Raw genomic sequence first — 17,447 nt, forward strand, 5'->3', positions numbered from 1 at the left:
ATGACCGGACCGGTACTGCGGGCGAGAGAGTGGTGCGGGCGCACCTGGGACGACCCGTCGGAGGAGACCCTGCACGCCCTGCTGGCCGACCTGAACCTGGCCCACCGGTTCGTGGTCGTCGAGCGGCTGGGCCGGCGTCCCCGCGGCCACCACTCCATGCGGGTCCACCTCAACGACGACCTGAGCTACCGGGTGGAGTACCGCGAGGGCGGCGCGGACCGGCACTTCTGGGCGCACGTGCCGCGCCCGCCCGAGATGCTCGCCCCCCCAGCCCGTCGCCGGGATCCTGGCGGACTGGGCGGCGGGGCGGCCGGGGTGGCGCGGGGCCCTGCCGCGGCGGCCGTGGTCGGCGGAGGACGACCCGGACCGGGCGCCCGGGGAGTCGTGCCCCCTCAAGCGCGGGGGGTGAAGGCCCGCAGCACCGCGTCGACCAGGGCGTCGGTGTAGTCGGGGGTGAGCGGCCCCTCGTGCAGCAGCCAGCGCCGGTACAGGGGGGCGTAGAGCAGGTCGAGGAGTAGGCCGAGGTCGGCGTCGGCGGCGATCTGCCCGGCGCGCTGGGCGCTGCGCAGCCGTTCCCGGGTGGCCTCCTCCACCGGTTCGGCGACCTGCCGGCGGTAGGCGGCGGCCAGTTCGGGGTCGGCGGCGACCTCGTTGTTGAGGGCGCGCAGGGGGGCTTCGAATGCGGGGGTGGCGAACTCGGCGGCGGTGGCGCGCATGAGGGTCTTGAGGTCGGCCTCGATGTCGCCGGTGTCGGGCAGCGTGATGTCGCCCTCCGCGGTCTGGCTGAGTGCCAGCACCGCGTCGAGCAGGAGCGCGCCCTTGGACGGCCACCAGCGGTAGATGGTCTGCTTACCCACTCCGGCGCGGGCGGCGACGGCCTCGATCGTCAGTCTCGGATAGCCGGTCTCGGCGACGAGTGCGCGGGCCGCGTCGAGGATCGCGCGGCGGGAGCGTTCGCTGCGGCGTCGGGGGTCGGGGTTCCTGGGCGGTGTCACCCCCACAGAATAGACGAGACGTTCCGTCTTGACAGGAGGGCGGCCGAGGAGCACCCTGGACACTGAACGAAACGATACGTCTCGTCTTGTCTGCGGGGCGGCAACTACCGAGGAGGGCGCCATGACCGCGCACACGTCCCCGTCCCGCGTCTGGTTCGTCACCGGAGCCTCCCGCGGCCTGGGCCGGGTCGTCGCCGAGGCCGCCCTGGAGCGCGGCGACCGCGTGGTGGGCACGGCCCGCGACACCGCCCCGCTCGCCGGCCTGGCCGAGCAGTACGGGGGCCGCCTGCTGGCCCTGCCCCTGGACGTGACCGACCGCGCCGCGGTGTTCTCCGCGGTGCGGCAGGCCGTCGACGCGTTCGGCCGCCTGGACGTCGTGGTCAACAACGCGGGCCGGTTCCTGCTCGGCATGGTGGAGGAGACCACCGAACAGCAGGCCCGCGACCACCTGGACGTCAACCTCTTCGGCGCGCTGTGGGTGCTCCAGGCCGTCCTGCCGCACCTGCGCGCCCAGGGGTCGGGCCACATCCTCCAGGTCACGACGATGGCCCCGTTCGGCGGGTTCGCCTCGGTGGGCCTGTACGGCGCGGGCAAGGCCGCGCTCGACTCGGTGGGCGCCGCCCTGGCCATGGAGGTGGAGCCCTTCGGGATCAGGGTCACGATGGTGCAGCCCCGCGGCTACGCGACCGAACTGTTCACCCGGGGCGCCACCCTCGCCGCGGAGAGGCCGGAGTACGCGCCGCTGCGCGCCCGCCTCGCCGCGATGTGGAGCGGGGTCGAGGACGCCGACCCCGCCAAGGCCGCCCCGGCGCTGCTGGAGCTGGTGGACATGGCCGATCCGCCCCGGCGGCTGGTCCTCGGCGGTGAGGCCAACACCCGGGTGCGGCAGATGCTGCTGGCCCTGGCCGCGGAGCACGCGCGCACCGAGGAGCTGAGCGGCCGGGCCGGCTGACCGCGGCCCCGGCCGCACCCGCGCTTGCGTGCGTGGCCGGTTGCGGCCACGCGCGGAAAGCGCGTCCGCTCCTAGGCTGGAGGCCCACCGGTTCCCCGACGACGGGAGGAGGCCCCCGTGGCAGTGACCCGCGGACTCCTGTGGTGCGGCGCGGCCGCCGGTCCGCTGTTCGTCGCGGTGTTCACCGTCTCGGGTGCGCTGCGTCCCGGCTACGACCCGCTGCGCCACCCGGTCAGCTCCCTGGCGCTGACCCCGGCGGGCTGGACCCAGGTGGCGAACTTCCTGGTCACCGGAGCGCTGCTGACGGCCTTCGCGGTCGGGGTGCGCCGGGCGCTGGGCGGGCGCGCCGGGATCCTTCCGTGGCTGCTGGGCGCCTGCGGGGTCGGGCTGGTCGGGGCGGGGCTGTTTCCCACCGACCCGGTGAGCGGCTATCCGCCGGGCAGTCCCGACGCGCTGGTCTACACCCCGCTCGGCGCGGCCCACGACGGCCTGTCGATGCTGTTCTTCCTCGGCCTGCCGCTGGCCTGCCTCGCCTTCGCGCTCCGGTCCGCGCGCGGCGGGCGGTGGCCGGCGGCGGTCTGCAGCGGGCTCGGCGCGGCCGTCTTCGTCCTCTTCTTCCTGCTGGCCAGTCTCGGCTTCGCCCAGCAGCCCGGCCTGGTCGAGGTGGGCGGCCTCTACCAGCGGCTGTCGGTCGGCACGGGGCTGGCGTGGACCACCGCGGTCGCCCTGGTGCTGCTGCGCGACACCGCCCGCAGCACCGCCGCCCCCGGCGAACGGCTGACCTCCCCCGGTTGACAGCGGCGCCGCCACCCCCTGTAATTGCTCCCTGTGTCGCGTGCCGCCGACCAGGTGGACGGCGGCGGCATGGAGGCACCGTCACATCCGGGGAGCCAGTCGTGAGTCCACAGACGCCCCTCATCTGATCCGGCCGCCGCGGCCGCCTCTGCCGTTGCCGCGCCCGACGCCGTCGTGTTCCCGTTGTCCGTGGCCGTTTCCGGCCATCGCGGACCATCACCGACCCGCTATTCGGAACTATTCTCCGATATATCGCTTCACGGGTCTTCTGTCGTCACGCGCTCCACCGTGCCGCCGCTCTCGCCGGTCGGGCCACGGCCCCGCGCGTGTCCTCGCCGTCACCGTTTCCCAGGACCTTCGAGGAGTCCGGTTTGTCCACCTCACAGACCCCGAACCCGTTCGACCGCCCCGAGCCGTACGTCAGCGACTTCAACCGCCCGGTCGTCGAGGAGTTCCGCGCCAACGGCGGACGCGTCGGCGGCCCCTTCGAGGGCAGCGACCTGCTGCTGCTCACCACGACGGGCGCCCGCTCCGGCCGCGAGCAGACCAGCCCGCTGGGCTTCCTCCGCGACGGCGAACGGCTGCTGGTCGTCGCCTCCGCGGCCGGCGCGCCCCGCCACCCCGCCTGGTACCACAACCTGCTCGCCCACCCCCTGGTGACCGTCGAGGTCGGCACCGAGACCTTCGAGGCGGTCGCGGTCCCCCTGGAGGGCGCCGCACGCGACCGGGCGTTCGCCGAGATCGTCCGCCGGTTCCCCCGCTACGGCGACTACCAGGCCAAGACCGACCGCACCATCCCGGTGGTGGCGCTGGAACGCTCCCCTGTCGAGCCGTCGTCCGGCGAAGCCGCCACCCTCGCCGACAAACTGGTCGAGGTCCACACCTGGCTGCGCGGCCAACTCGACCGGGTGCGCGCCGAGACCGACGCCTACCTCCGCGCCCACGCCGACGCGCCCCGGCGTCCCCCGGCGGGGCTGAACCTGCAGATCCGCCAGCACTGCCTGGCCTTCTGCGAGTCCCTGCACCTCCACCACACCTTCGAGGACGCCGGGCTGCTGCCCGCCCTGGAACAGCAGTACCCGCACCTGCGGGAGACCGTGGCACGGCTGCGCGAGGAGCACCGCACGGTGGAGCGGCTGCGCGCCGCACTCGTCGACCTGCTGGCCGAGGTGTCCACCGCCGACCCCGACCGGTTCCGCGCCGACCTCGACCGGATCACCCGGGAGCTGACGGCCCACCTCGACCACGAGGAACGGGAGCTGCTGCCCGTCCTGGCCGCCGTCCCGTTCCCGCCCGGCGGCGCGGACTGAGCCGGCACGGGACCGCGGAGCCCCGGAGCCGTGTCGGCGGTCCGGCCGACCGGCCCCGGGGCGGCGGCCGGTGCGCGGGGTGCGTCTCCACCGCAGCAAAACACCCTCCTCGCCGTCACCGGGATGCTCTGCGCCGCCGGAGGAAGTCCCTCCGTTCCACCGCCCGCCACCCCTCCGCCGCCTCGGCCCCGGGGGCGGGGCGGCCGCCCCTGCCGCGGTCACGCTCCCACCGGAGCGGACCGACCGCTGCTCCACGCCGCGATCAGGGCGTCGACGTCCCGGACGCAGCCGCCGCAGCCGGTGGTGGCCCGGGTGGCGGCGGCGATGTCCCGCCTGCTGCGGGCACCGTCCAGCCACGCGCTCTCCAGCCGGGCGCGGCTGACCGCGTTGCACCGGCACACCAGGACCGCACCCGGCTCCGCGGCCGAAGCGCCGACCGCCACGCCTCCCACCAGCAGGGCCAGCGGGTCCGCGGGCACCGCGGCTCCGCGGTCGTAGAGCTGGCCGATCGTGGCCGCCGAGTCGGGAAAGCCCAGCAGGATCGCGCCGACCACGCGGCCGTCGCGCACCGACAGCTTCGCGTAGCGGCCGCCGTGGGCGTCGTCGACGGTGACGGTCTCGGCGTCCTCGGCGTCGGGAGCGCCGAAGGAGACCAGGTCGATGCCGTCCACCTTGAGCCGGGTGGCCGGACGCGCCCCGGTGTAGCGGGCCTGCGGAGCCGCACCGGTGAGCAGGTCGGCCAGGACCGCCGCCTGCTCGTAGCCGGGCTGCACCAGCCCGCCTCCCCCGCCCGCGTGCTGGGCGCAGTCGCCGATGGCGTGGACGCGCGGATCGGAGGTGGTCAGCGAGTCGTCCACGACGATCCCGCGGTCCACCTGCAGGCCCGCCCCGACCGCCAGCTCGGTGCGCGGACGCACCCCGGCGGCGACGACGAGGACCTCCCCGGCCAGGACACGGCCGTCGTCGAGCTCCAATCCGGTTGCGGGGATCCAGCGCGCCGCCGTCGTCCAGGAGTGGACGGCCACGCCCAGCCGCGCGTAGCGGCCCTCCAGCACGCGGGCGGCCCTCCGGTCCAGTTGGCGGGGCATCAGCCAGGCGGCGGACTCCACCAGGTGCACGCACGCGCCCCGCCGGCCCAGCGCGCGTGCGGCCTCCAGGCCGAGCACACCGCCGCCCAGGACGACCACGGGCGTCCCCGGACGCGTCAGGGCGGTCAGGCGTCGGCAGTCGGCCAGGTCACGAAGGGCGACCACCCCTTCGGCGGGCCCGGCCGCGGTGGCGGCGCCGGGCAGCGGCGGCACCACCGCGCGCGCCCCGGTGGCCAGCACCAGCTCGTCGTAGTGCAGGGTGCTCCCGTCGTCCAGGGCGACGGTGCGGGCGGCCGTGTCGACCGCGGTGGCAGCGGTCCCAGTGCGCAGGGCAAGACCGGGCAGGACGGTTTCCGGCAGCGCGAGGTCGGCCTCGCCGAGTCGGCCGCTGAGGACCTCGGGCAGCAGGACGCGGTTGTAGGGCCCCTCTGGTTCTGCGCCCACCACGGTCAGGCGCAGCCGCTCGCCGGCGGGGTCGCGGCGGGCGACCTCGTCGACGAAGCGGGCCCCCACCATGCCGTGACCGATGACGACGACGTGCCTGGACTGGTGGCTCACCGCTCCTCTCCTCCTCGGCGGTCCGTGTACGGTCGCAGCCGCACCGCGCTGACCTTGAACTCGGGCATGCGGCTGGTCGGGTCCAAAGCGGGATTGGTCAGGTTGTTGGCGGCCTGCTCGCCCGGGTAGTGGAACGGCAGGAACACGGTGTCCAGCCGGGCACCGGGACACGTCCGCACCCGCGCCACGGTGGTGCCGCGCCGGGACTCCACGACGGCCCGCTCCCCGTCGGCCAGACCGCAGCGGGCAGCGGTGTCGGGGTGCACCTCCACGTAGACCTCGGGTTCGGCGGCGGCGAGTTCGCCGATGCGGCGGGTCTGGGCACCCGACTGGTAGTGGCCCATGAGCCGGCCGGTGGTGGCCAGCAGCGGATAGTCGCCGTCGGCCTGCTCGGCGGACGGGCGGTACTCCACGGGCGTGAACCGGGCGCGCCCGTCGGGATGGGCGAAGCTGTCCAGGAACAGGCGCGGGGTGGGCGTCCCGTCCTCGGGGACCGGCCAGTACAGGGCTTCTCCCCCCGCCAACCGCTCCGGGGTGACACCGGAGTAGTCGGCGGCTCCCCCGGCGGAGGCGGCGCGCAGCTCGGCCAGTACCGCGTCGGGGTCGGTGGGGAAGCCCTCGGCGTCCTGCCCCAGCCGCACCGCCAGGCCGTGCAGCACCTCCAGGTCGGTGCGCACCCCCTGCGGGGGTGCCACGGCCCGGCGGCGGCGCAGCACGCGCCCCTCCAGGTTGGTCATGGTGCCGTTCTCCTCCGCCCATTGGGCCACGGGCAGGACCACGTCGGCCAGGGCCGCCGTCTCCGACAGCACGAAGTCGGCCACGACCAGCAGGTCCAGGGCGGCCATGCGGTCGCGCACCCGGGTGGCGTGGGGGGCGGAGACCACCGGGTTGGAACCGAACAGCAGCAGGGCGCGCGGCCCGCCGTCGGCGCCCAGCGCGTCCAGCAGCTCGAAGGCGCTGCGCCCGGGACCGGGCAGGCCGTCGGGGTGCACCCCCCACACGGCGGCGACGTGCGCGCGGGCCGCCGCGTCGTCGATGCGACGGTAGCCGGGCAGCTGGTCGGCCTTCTGGCCGTGCTCGCGGCCGCCCTGTCCGTTGCCCTGGCCGGTGATGCAGCCGTATCCGGAGCCGACCCGTCCGGGGAGGCCCAGCGCCAGGGCCAGGTTGATCCAGGCCGAGGCGGTGTCGGTGCCGCTGGCGTGCTGCTCCACTCCGCGTCCGGTGAGGATGTAGGCGCGCCGCGCCGCGCCGACCAGGCGGGCGGCTTCCCGGATGCGGGCGGCGGGCACTCCGGTGACGTGCTCGGCGCGTTCGGGCCACCAGGCGGCGGCATGCCGCCAGGCCGCGGCGAAACCGGTGGTGCGTGCGGCGATGTAGGCGTCGTCGAGCAGCCCCTCCGAGCGGGCGGCGTGCAGCAGGCCGAGGGCCAGCGCCAGGTCGGTGCCGGGGCGGGGCGCCAGGTGCACGCCGCCGCGGCGCAGCGCCTCGCGGGCGGTGGCGGAGCGGCGCGGGTCCACCACGACGAGGCGGGGCCCCGCCAGGTGCCCCATGAGCGGCGGCATGGTCTCGGCGGGGTTGGCGCCGGCCAGCACGACCACCTCGGCACCGGCCAGGTCGGTGACGGGGAACGGCAGACCGCGGTCCAGGCCGAAGGCGCGGTTGCCCGCGGCGGCCGCCGAGGACATGCAGAACCGGCCGTTGTAGTCGATCTGGGAGGTGCCCAGCGCCACCCGCGCGAACTTGCCGAGCTGGTAGCTCTTCTCGTTGGTCAGGCCGCCGCCGCCGAACACCGCGACCGCGTCGCGGCCGTGGGCGGCCTGGACCGCGCGTACCCGGTCGACGACGTGGTCCAGCGCGGTGTCCCAGTCGACCGGTTCGAGCCCGGCGTCGCGGTCCCTGCGCAGCAGGGGTGTGGTGAGCCGGTCGGCGGCGGTGAGCAGTTCGGCCGAGGTCCAGCCCTTGCGGCACAGCCCTCCCCGGTTGGTGGGGAAGTCCGCGGGGCGGACGGTGAGGACGCCGTCTGCCCCGCGGTCCAGGTGCATGGCGCACTGCAGGGCGCAGTACGGGCAGTGGGTGGCGGTCACCGCGCGGCAGTCCCGGCGGTCGGCGCGGCCGCGGGCACGCGCAGGTAGCACAGCCAGGTGAGGGCCAGGCAGGCCAGGTAGAAGACGAGGAAGGCGATGAAGGCGGGGGTGGCCGAGCCGGTGGCGGCGAACGCCTCACGGAAGACCAGGTTGATGGCGACCCCGCCCAGGGCGCCGACCGCGCCGATGAGCCCCAGCATGGCGCTGGCCACCCGCTTGGTACGGGCCGCGGCCTCCGTGCGCGGGGTGCCGCCGGCGACGAGGTTCTCGGCCTTGGCCGCATAGATCGTGGGGATCATCTTGTAGGTGGAGCCGTTGCCGACGCCGGTGAGCACGAACACGGCGCCGAAGCTGAGGACGAACAGCGGCAGCGACCCCTGGACGGTCGCGACCGCGACCAGACCGGTACCGGCGGCCATGGCCAGGAAGTTCCAGGCGGTGACCCGCGCGCCGCCGAAGCGGTCGGCCAGCCAGCCGCCGACCGGGCGGACCAGCGACCCCAGCAGCGGGCCGAGGAAGGTGACCGCGGCGGCTTCCAGCGGGGTGCGGTCGAACTGGTTCTGCAGCAGCAGGCCGAACGCGAACCCGAAGCCGATGAAGGAGCCGAAGGTGCCGATGTAGAGCACCGACATGGTCCAGAAATCGCGTTCCCGGACGGCGGCGAGCTGTGCGGCGGTGTCGGCGCGGGCGGTGGCCAGGTTGTCCATGAACCGCCAGGACGCCCAGCTCGCCAGCAGCAGGAGGGGCAGGTAGCACAGTGGGACGAGGGGGCCGGCCTCGACGGTGAACGCCGCGATGACGGCGAGGCCCGCCAACTGCACGGTGGCCACACCGATGTTGCCGCCCCCGGCGTTGAGCCCCAGCGCCCAGCCCTTGCGGCGCTCGGGGAAGTAGAAGTTGATGTTGGCCATGGAGGAGGAGAAGTTGCCGCCGCCCAGGCCCGCGGTGGCGGCCAGCACCACGAACAGCCAGAACGGGGTGTCGGGCCGCTGGACGAGCACGGCCGCCAGCACGGTGGGCACCACCAGGACGACGACCGAGACCAGCGTCCAGTTGCGTCCGCCGAACCTGGGCACGGCCAGCGTGTAGGGCACCCGCAGCACCGCGCCCACCAGGGAGACGACGGAGATGAGCAGGAACTTCTGCTCGGGGGTGAAGGCGAATCCGGTTTCGGGCGTCATGAACAGCACCAGCACCGACCACAGGCTCCACACGGAGAAGCCGAGGTGCTCGGCGAGGATCGACGCCCACAGGTTGCGGTGGGCGATCCTGCTGCCGTGTTTGCGCCAGAAGGTCGCGTCCTCGGGGTCCCAGTGGGTGATCCACCGTCCCCTCGCCGCTCGGGACGTTGCGGTCTCGGTCGTCACGGTCCTGTCCTTCCTGTGTGGATCGGTCCCCAGGGATGCGGGGCCGCTCGGCCAGGAGACCGGCAAGAGCCCGGCGCGGACGTGTCCGGCCCGCACGTACGCGCGACGGTCCGCTCCCCGGGGGGTGTGGTGGGTGCCGGGAGAGCCGTCCGGCCCGGGCACGCAGGACGGCGGTGGTGTGGGTCGGGGGGAGGCGGCCACCGCCCGCTCGCGGCCCGGGCCGGGCGAAGGCGCCGCCGCCCTCGGCCTCCGGTCTGCGGCGGGTGGACCAGGACCTCGCGCTCCGGTCAGCCGGGCCGGCCTCGCGCAGCACGCGTCCGGCCCGTCGCAGGCGACGGCTCGGCGCGGCCGACCGTGCCGAGCGCCCGCGCTCCGCGGCGCCGAGTCCCCGCCCGCAGAACCCGCTTCCGGCGGAGCGGCCCGGCGTCCGCGTCCCACTCCCAGCCGGGTCCGCTTTCCCAGCCCTCAACCAAAATGCGCCACATCCCCGAACGATTCATCACAACGAATACCGCCCACAGAATCCACCACGGCACTTTAGGTCTCCCACCGGTCCGTCACAATAAAAAATATGAGAATGTGTCACCTCCCCCACCGGTCGGCCACAATGAATATCACTCAGAACTCCTCCGGGGCCTTGGCATTCCCGGCCGGCCCGCCACGGCGGGCGACAGGGGAATCCGTCTTCAACCGCGGAGGCACCGCCCTGCCGGGCTCCTTCTCCACCAGCCGCGACGCCACCCGACAGGCCCCGACCCCCGGCACCGCCTGCTGCCGTTCACCCCGTCCGCGGTCCACCGGCCGCCGTTGTGCCCCCGTATGCCGAGCCGGCTCCTTCCCGCCGAATACCGGTGCCGTTCGGCGGACATCCCGCGACATGCCTGAGCGCCCTGTTTCCCGCGGCCCCGCCCCGCTTTTCCGCGCTTTTCCGGGCTCCGGCCCCTTTCGGGGGCGATACCTTCCGGAACCGCCGGGAACCCACCGCACCATTCCCCTCCCCGGGCGCGGCCTCCACCGTCTTCCCTCCGGCGCGGCCCTGCCGCCCGGGCCGCGCCCGAACAACGGAAACGGTCGCGGCCCGCCCCCCGCAGCCGGTCGGGACGGCCCGCGTGTCCGTCCCCCGGCCGGGCCACCGGCTCCGGGGTTTTCCCGCGCCGCCCGCGGGAACCCCGTCCCAGGACGTCCACCTGGCCGCCGCGAACCACCCGAAGGGGGACACGTTGTCCGACACCGACCTCCTTGAGGAGCTGCTCCGCCTGGAACGGAGGGGCTGGGACTCCCTGTGCGCGGGCACGGGAGCGGACTTCTACGGCTCCCTGATGACCGACGACGGCGTGATGGTCCTCGCCCACGGCTTCGCCCTGGACCGCGCGGCCGTGGTCGCCTCCCTCGACGACGCCCCGCCGTGGAGCGGCTACGAGATCAGCGACGCGCGCCTCGTCGGCACCGGCCCCGGCGGTGCGGCCCTCTGCTACACCGGCACCGCCCACCGCGACGGCGCCGCGTCGGTCTTCCGCGCCCTCATGTCCAGCGTCTACGTCCGCCGAGAGGACGGGTGGCGGCTGGCCCTGTACCAGCAGACACCGCTCCCCGCCCCGGAGAACGGCTGACCCCGCTCCGAGGACACGGCCGTCCGGCGGGCCTCCCCGTCGACGCCTCACCCGACGTGGACGCCGGGGCGGCGCCGCGGGTCCGGTTCGGCCTCGCGCAGCACCTCACGGGTCACCGGAGCGGTGTCGCCCACCCCGAACAGCACGTACCGGGCCAGGTTGCCCGCCAGACTGCCCTCGGCCCACTGGAAGTAGCAGTGCGGGACCATCCCGGTGGCGTCCCGCAGGCACAGCAGGATCGCGGCGAGCGCGTTGGGCACCACCGGGCTGGTGGCACGCAGGATCCGGTAGTCGCCCACCTGCACGCCCCGCACCCGCAGCACGCTGGTGAACTCCGAGGGGTCCTGGACCGTGATCTCCACGAACAGCACCCGGGCGCTGCGGGGGATCGGGTTGAGGACGCGCTGCTCCCACTCCTTCCTCCGGTACTCGCGGACGTCCCCGGCCTGGCGCTTGTTCGCGACGACCTGCAGGGGGCCGCGCAGGGCCGCCTCGGCCACGAACCGGCGCGCCGCGGCGTCGAACTCCAGGCTGTCGGCGCGCAGCTCGGTGCTGCGCACCACCCGCGAGACCACCGAGATCACGACGATCCCCGCGACGAACACCAGCGAGATCGCGATCCCGTCCGGCCGGACGGCGACGATGTCGACCAGCGCGTAGCCGAAGACCAGCGCCACGACGGTGAAACCGACCGCCGCGCCGTACTGCCGCGAGCGGCGTGCGGCCAGCGCCACCGCGACCGCCGCCGACACCATCATCGCCAGGATCCCGGTGGCGTAGGCGCCCGCCTGGGCGTTGACGTCGGCGTCGAACAGCACGGTGATGAGGCCCGCCGTCACGGTGTAGACCAGCACCACCGGGCGCACCGCCTGCCCCCAGGCCGGGGCCATCCCGTAGCGGGGCAGGTAGCGCGGCACGATGTTGACCAGGCCGGCCATCGCGGAGGCCCCCGCGAACCACAGGATGAACAGCGAGGCCACGTCGTAGGTCGTGCCGAAGCCCTCGCCCAGGTACTCGTGGGCGAGGTAGGACAGGGCGCGCCCCTCGGCCCGGCCCCCCTCGGCGAACTCGTGCGGCGGGATCAGCACGGTCGTGACGAACGTGGTGGCCAGCAGGTAGCCGCTCATGACGAGCGCGGCCACGGTGAGCATCCGGCGGGTGCCGGCCACGCGGTCGCGCAGCCGCTCCTCGGCGTCCTCTCCCCGGGACCGCACCAGCGGCATCATGCTCACCCCGGTCTCGAACCCGGACAGGCCCAACGCCAGCAGCGGGAAGGCCAGCACCGCGGTGGTGGCGATCGTGACCGGATCACCGCCGCCCGAGGACAGCAGGGCCCGCCACCACCAGTCCAGCGACTGGGGAACGGCGGCGATGTGCTCCGCCGCCGCGGCCACCACGATCGCGTTGAGCAGCAAAAACGCCGCGACCACCGGGATCGCGATGAGGATCGCCTCGGTGAACCCGGTGAGGAACACCGCGCCGAGCACGGCCAGCAGCGCCAGCGTGATGAGCAGCCTCTGGTCGCGCAGCGGTTCGGGGGTCAGCGGGTTGGCCACGATGTGGGCGGCGGCGTCGGAAGCCGACAGCGTGATCGTGACGATCCAGGACGTCGCGACGAACCCCAGCAGGCACAGCACGAACAGTTTGCCGCGCCACACCGGCAGCAGGCGTTCCAGCATCGCCACCGACCCCTGCCCGCGTGGGCTGTACCCGGCGACCCTGCGGTACATCGGCAGCATTCCCGCCAGGGTGAGCACCACGATCAGCAGCGTCGCCAGCGGGGAGAACACCCCCGCCGCGAGCGCGGCGATGCCCGGCAGGTAGCTCAGCGTGGAGAAGTAGTCCACGCCGGTCAGGCACATCACCTGCCACCAGGGGTACTGGCCGTCGGGGCTTTCGCGGGCCGCCGGGCCGGGGACCTGCTCGACCCGGTGGCGCAGCAGCCAGCGCGCCACCCTCCCCGACGGGGGGCGGGTGCGGATCGGACTCTCCCACCACCGGGGCATCCGGATCGTGCGACTGCTCATGGGCGACGCTCCTCCACCGCGGGCGGACACTCCCCGCCCACCCGGGAGGTGCTACCCGCACACCGCGGGTGACACGGAAGACGGCCCGGCGTCCGCGGAGCACCGGGACGGTCCCGCCCCTCCGTCCCGCGACCTGCGGTCCGCGCCGCTGCACACCGGGGAGCGGAGACGGGGAAATCTCGGGGCGAAGCCGCCCCGGCGGTCGAGAACCCGCGCCCGGCTCCGACCACGGGTGGGGCATGCCGCCAGGGCGCGCCCGGCACCGAAGGGACACCGGTACGAAGTACCTGATCATGGTCTACGCCAACCGTGACAGGCGAGGTTCCTTCCCCCGCTGAGGAGCGGGCCCGAGTCCACGCCGAACAGGGGACGTCCACCAGCGGGGACCGCGCCACCGGGGGTGCTCGGCGCCCACGAGCTGATCGACACGGTCAGTGCGCGACCGGGCGGTCCAAGAAGCCCCCTCGCCGGGCTGCTCGCCCGCACCGCCGTCCCGCCGCCACCCACAACACGATGGGGCTGGTGGCCGGCGTCTACTCGCTGCTGTCCGCCCCAATGCGCTGGCCAGCGTCAGCGCCGCGGCCACGGATCCGGCGTGCACCAGGGCACACGCCTCACCGGACCGGTTCTCCCGAGACGCCGAGGGGGAACCTGCTGCGTCGCGTGTTCCCCGGCTGCCGACGGCCAGCGTGTCGTCCCAGCCTCGACCGGGATTCCAACCGGCTTCGAAGCCCTTGCGCAATGTCCCCGGTCCCCGCCCTCCACCTGCTGGGGGTTTCTCTTCCCGCGTGGCGTTTACCCCCGGGCAGTCGACTCGGAAGCGAGGCTCCCTCGTTTTGGAGGAGAGGATTCTTCGCGCATCCGCCGCCATCAAATCGGCTCGCCTTTCGGGATATCGGAAACACGCCCACACCATGTGACTGTCGTTGCATCGCTTCCTTCTGCCCGAGCTACTGGCTGCGGGAGTCTGAATCCGGCTCACGAAAGACGGGATCCTGGTGGGCGACCGGTACCTTCGGGCGCTCAAGGGCGGCCGGAAGAGATTTTGAATTTGACCACTCCCCGGGAAGAAAAGAGGGAAATCCCCTGCTCGGCCCAGTCCCTCCGGAGCAGGGAGGACAGGGGGGCGGGACGGAGGCGCCGTGGTGAGCGAACCGGGCCTCCCTCCGCATCGGAAACCCCCGGCCCGCACGGTGAGTCTTTCCACCCTGCTTCGCGGAGTCGAAGGACCAGCACCGCCCGGACGAGTTCGCCGGTTCTTGGAGCGGGCGGTGGCCCGCCCGCCAGAGCCGCGCGGCCTGGTGTGGGCGGGATTGGCGTCCTTCTTCCGGGCAGGCTTGCCCCGGCCCGTGAGCGGACCCTCGACGCCCCCTTCCGGGCGGCTGGAGTGCCGTGCACGGCCCCGGCAATGCTTCCGACACCCACAACAGCCCCCTGTCCGGTGGGGTGCCACCCGCACATTCATCCCGTGCCGACGGTGTCTGCCCAAGGAGAACGGGCACTCGGCCGCCACCGGGCCGCAGGGTGAGGAGGCCGTCCACCACCACGAAGGCGTGGCCTTGCGACGGTCTCGTACACATACCGCCACGCGGTGGAGACGGCCGCTCCGAATCCCCCTGCAAGGCGAGTGAGAGGCTCGCCTCCGCGCAGAGGGACCAGGATGAAGAGCCCGGACGGTTGGAGCGATGCGGCGGCGCCGCGCTCCGGTGGGCGCGGGTGGCGCGGGCCGCCAGGTTCAGCGGTACGGCGCGGCAACGGCAGACAGGCACGGTCCACCAGCATGCAGCCCCTGGTGGAGCGGTTGGTCTCGGTCGGCACCTCCTCCACCAGGGGCTTCCTGCTGTCCAGAAGGGGATCGAGGCGACCGCTGCAGGGCTGTGGCCGGCACCGCCAGGGCGAGAAAGGCCCGGTGCGCCTCGTCGCATACCCGCGGGGCCGCGACCCCTCCCCCGGATCCGCGGATCCGTCGAATTGGCCTCCTCGAATCGTCGAGGCTCGTGCGATAGGCAGTCGGTTGGATCGTTTCCGGTGGTCAATCAGGAGTTCTGCTCCCGCGTGGCCGTGGACGCGTCGGTTTCGACGGAGCAGCGACCCTCATGTCCGATTTGTCAAGAAATTTTTCTCAGCCCCTCGGAACCATCCGACGCATCCGGACGTTGGACAGTGCTCGATTGAGGTCGAGTCAGAGACTCTTCAAGACACTTGATGCCAAGAAAGGCGCTGACTATAGTGTGACCGCCGATTTTCATAGATTCCTCAAGGAAAGCGGTGAACGCAAGGGACGAACAGAACAAAGGGTGGAACATTGAACGGGGACACAAAGCCGAACACCGCTTCCACCTGGTTTGTTCGGCGAAACATGGGGGAATCAGTGCAGTTCAATCTTCTAGGTCCGATAGAGATCATTCACAATGACGTGAACATCACTCCGACCGCCCCCAAGCCCAGGCAGGTGGTCTCGCTCCTACTGCTGCGCAGGAACACGGTCGTGCAGACACGTGAACTCATCGACGAACTCTGGCGAGAGTCCCCGCCTCCCAGCGCGATGACCACGCTCCAGACCTACATCTACAAGCTGCGCAAGATCCTCCTGGAACACGGCAACGGCGACTGCCTGAGCACGCGGCCCGGAGGTTACATGCTGACCGTGCCCGACACGATGGTCGACCTCTCGCGCTTCGAGAAGGAAGCACACGAGGGACGACTCCTCCTGGAGTCCGGTGACTCCGAGAAGGCCGCGCGGACACTCCGCAGTGCCTTGGCGCTGTGGCGCGGCCCGGCTCTGCTGGACGTGGCCCACGGCGACCTCCTCTCCTCCTACGTGACCCGGCTGGAGGAGTTGCGCTTCCGGACACTGGAGTTGCGCATCGAGGCCGACCTGAGGCTCGGCCACCACAGGGAGACCATCAGCGAACTCAAGTCTTTGGTCCTCACCCACCCTCTGCACGAAAAACTCCACGCGTCCCTCATGATCGCCCTGAGCCGCTCCGGGCGGCGGCACGAGGCATTGGAGATGTACCAGAAGCTCCGTAGGACCATGATCGAGGATCTGGGCTTGGAGCCTGGACACGACCTGAGAGAACTGCACCAGTCGCTGCTGTCCGACGACTTCGTCCACCCCCCGGCCGAGAAACCCCTTCACAAGCACGCCCCGCAGCAGCGCCGCGCGGTGGAACCGCTCACCGTCCCGCCCCACGGCACCGGTCTTTCGAAGAGGACACCGCGCGGGCAGCGGCCCTTTCCCACGCAGCTCCCCCCGGACCTGGCGGACTTCACCGGACACACCGCCGTCCTGGAGAAGATCACCGCTGGGCTGGCTCCCGGCGATTCCGGCACGCAACCCCCGGTGACCCGCACTGTGGCCATCAGCGGAATGCCCGGTGTCGGCAAGTCCTCTCTGGCGATCCGCCTCGCGCACAGGCTCAGACCCCGGTTCGAGGACGGTTACCTCTACGTCGACCTTCAAGGCGCGGCCGGAACCCAGGCCACCATCGGTCACGTGCTCCAGCAGCTGCTGCAGACGCTCGGGGTCACCCCCGACGGCCTGCCCGCGACTCTGGAGGAGCAGGGCCGGATGTTCCGCTCCCTCTGCTCCAGGACACGGCTGCTCATGATCCTCGACGGCGCCTCCTCCACCGCTGACGTCCGCCCCCTGCTCCTGGACGCCCCGAACTGCGCCACGATCATCACCAGTCGCCGCCGCCTGCACGGCCTCATCGGGGTCTGGAGCGTCGAAATGAGCCCGCTCGGACGCTCCGAGAGCGTCGAGCTGCTCCGCAGCATCGTCGGCGCCTCCCGGTTGGACCGCGCGCCTCGCGCCGTGGAGCGCTTGGTCAACGCCAGTGGCGGCTTTCCCCCCGCGCTGCGCTCCATCGGGGACCACCTGGCCGCGGCGCCCGGTCTGCGAATCGACGAAGTGGCGGAACAGCTCCTCGACAGCAGCGGTCCCCCAGACATGCTGCACGTGGGGGGAAGCGACCTGAAATCGCGTTTCGACTCCTGCTACGCTTCGCTCAACCGAGTTGACCAAAGCGCGTTCCGGCTGCTCAGCATGCTCTCACCGGACGGTTTCCGGATCGGCACCGCCGCAGGCCTCCTCGGCGTCGACGTCCAAGACGCCGAACACACCCTGGAACGACTGGTCGACCACCACCTGATCACCGTCTCCCACGGAGACGACGGCCAAGCCCACTACACGCTCCCTCAACCCCTCCTCAACTACGCCCGGGAGCGCCTCGCGCACACCCTTGAGAACTCCCAGGCCACCGCCATCTGACTCCCTGGACCCACGCGGCGCCCCGCGGCCTCCACCGAACTCGCACTCCGCTCCTCCCCCAAAGCCGAGTGCGGTCGAATAAGCCCCGCGGGAGAGCGCTGAAGCACAGCCCCACTCCCCGACTCCGCCGTGCGGGGCCGGTCCCGGAACCGTGCGACGGCCAGGGCTTCAACAGGTCCGTAGGCGCAGGGCGATTCCGGCGGCCCCGTACCGTCGCCCAGCCCAGGACCGCACAGGAGCGGAAACGCTTGTGCGGGCGCGGCTGGAGCGAACGCCACGGGCGCCCTCGTCCTCCCCGGTGGCCGGCGCCGCCACCGCTTCCCCTCACGCACGGGTCAAGCGGAGTTCCACGGATCCGCGATCCGGATCAGCCATCGTCGTGTGC

Annotated in this window: 11 protein-coding genes; 6 read left to right on the forward strand and 5 right to left on the reverse strand. The window is 72.8% G+C overall.

Going from position 1 to position 17,447, the window contains the following annotated elements:
* On the forward strand, positions 1-447 hold the full coding sequence (locus FOF52_RS07370; RefSeq protein WP_248593076.1) for a hypothetical protein: 447 nt from the start codon (positions 1-3) through the stop codon (positions 445-447).
* On the opposite strand, the gene FOF52_RS07375 is transcribed toward FOF52_RS07370, so the two are convergent.
* Positions 393-995 carry a TetR/AcrR family transcriptional regulator gene (locus tag FOF52_RS07375; RefSeq protein WP_248593077.1) on the reverse strand — a complete coding sequence of 201 codons (603 nt, stop codon included), beginning with the start codon at positions 993-995 and terminating at the stop codon, positions 393-395. The two genes, FOF52_RS07370 and FOF52_RS07375, sit on opposite strands and share 55 nt — an antisense overlap.
* 121 nt (positions 996-1,116) lie before the next feature.
* On the opposite strand from FOF52_RS07375, the gene FOF52_RS07380 reads away from it, so the two are divergent.
* From FOF52_RS07380 to FOF52_RS07390, 3 genes are all read left to right on the forward strand, one after another.
* Entirely contained in the window at positions 1,117-1,947 is an 831-nt protein-coding gene (locus FOF52_RS07380; protein ID WP_248593078.1) for an SDR family NAD(P)-dependent oxidoreductase, read from the forward strand.
* A gap of 117 nt (positions 1,948-2,064) precedes the next feature.
* The gene (locus FOF52_RS07385) at positions 2,065-2,742 is read left to right on the forward strand and encodes a DUF998 domain-containing protein (protein WP_248593079.1); all 678 of its coding nucleotides are present in this window, start codon (positions 2,065-2,067) and stop codon (positions 2,740-2,742) included.
* Positions 2,743-3,113: 371 nt separating this feature from the next.
* Positions 3,114-4,052: a nitroreductase/quinone reductase family protein gene (locus FOF52_RS07390; RefSeq protein WP_248593080.1), complete on the forward strand. Its 939-nt coding sequence runs from the start codon at positions 3,114-3,116 to the stop codon at positions 4,050-4,052.
* 218 nt (positions 4,053-4,270) lie between these two features.
* Here the strand turns inward: FOF52_RS07390 and FOF52_RS07395 are convergent, their stop codons facing one another.
* The 3 genes from FOF52_RS07395 to FOF52_RS07405 are packed head-to-tail and all read right to left on the reverse strand — an operon-like array spanning position 4,271 to position 9,149.
* Positions 4,271-5,698 carry an FAD-dependent oxidoreductase gene (locus FOF52_RS07395; protein ID WP_282573924.1) on the reverse strand — a complete coding sequence of 476 codons (1,428 nt, stop codon included), beginning with the start codon at positions 5,696-5,698 and terminating at the stop codon, positions 4,271-4,273.
* Positions 5,695-7,782, reverse strand: a complete 2,088-nt coding sequence (locus FOF52_RS07400) for a molybdopterin oxidoreductase family protein (RefSeq protein WP_248593081.1) — start codon at positions 7,780-7,782, stop codon at positions 5,695-5,697. Before FOF52_RS07400 ends, FOF52_RS07395 begins: the two co-directional genes overlap by 4 nt.
* A complete protein-coding gene (locus FOF52_RS07405; RefSeq protein WP_248593082.1) occupies positions 7,779-9,149 on the reverse strand; it encodes an MFS transporter in 1,371 nt (456 codons plus the stop codon). The genes FOF52_RS07400 and FOF52_RS07405 overlap by 4 nt, the downstream gene beginning before the upstream one ends.
* A 1,220-nt stretch (positions 9,150-10,369) precedes the next feature.
* On the opposite strand from FOF52_RS07405, the gene FOF52_RS07410 reads away from it, so the two are divergent.
* On the forward strand, positions 10,370-10,759 hold the full coding sequence (locus FOF52_RS07410) for a nuclear transport factor 2 family protein (RefSeq protein ID WP_248593083.1): 390 nt from the start codon (positions 10,370-10,372) through the stop codon (positions 10,757-10,759).
* Positions 10,760-10,806: 47 nt separating this feature from the next.
* On the opposite strand, the gene FOF52_RS07415 is transcribed toward FOF52_RS07410, so the two are convergent.
* A complete protein-coding gene (locus FOF52_RS07415; RefSeq protein ID WP_248593084.1) occupies positions 10,807-12,786 on the reverse strand; it encodes an APC family permease in 1,980 nt (659 codons plus the stop codon).
* 2,416 nt (positions 12,787-15,202) lie between these two features.
* Between FOF52_RS07415 and FOF52_RS07420 the strand changes: the two genes are divergently transcribed.
* Positions 15,203-17,062, forward strand: coding sequence for an AfsR/SARP family transcriptional regulator (locus FOF52_RS07420; RefSeq protein ID WP_248593085.1), 1,860 nt, complete (start codon positions 15,203-15,205; stop codon positions 17,060-17,062).
* Positions 17,063-17,447: the final 385 nt, after the last annotated feature.

Origin of the sequence: Thermobifida alba, assembly GCF_023208015.1 — a bacterium.
GTDB lineage: Bacteria > Actinomycetota > Actinomycetes > Streptosporangiales > Streptosporangiaceae > Thermobifida > Thermobifida alba.

Coding starts and splice junctions, on each gene's coding strand:
- FOF52_RS07415 (WP_248593084.1), bottom strand. CDS start 12,786: ATGAGCAGTCGCACGATCCGGATGCCCCGGTGGTGGGAGAGTCCGATC.
- FOF52_RS07370 (WP_248593076.1), top strand. CDS start 1: ATGACCGGACCGGTACTGCGGGCGAGAGAGTGGTGCGGGCGCACCTGG.
- FOF52_RS07380 (WP_248593078.1), top strand. CDS start 1,117: ATGACCGCGCACACGTCCCCGTCCCGCGTCTGGTTCGTCACCGGAGCC.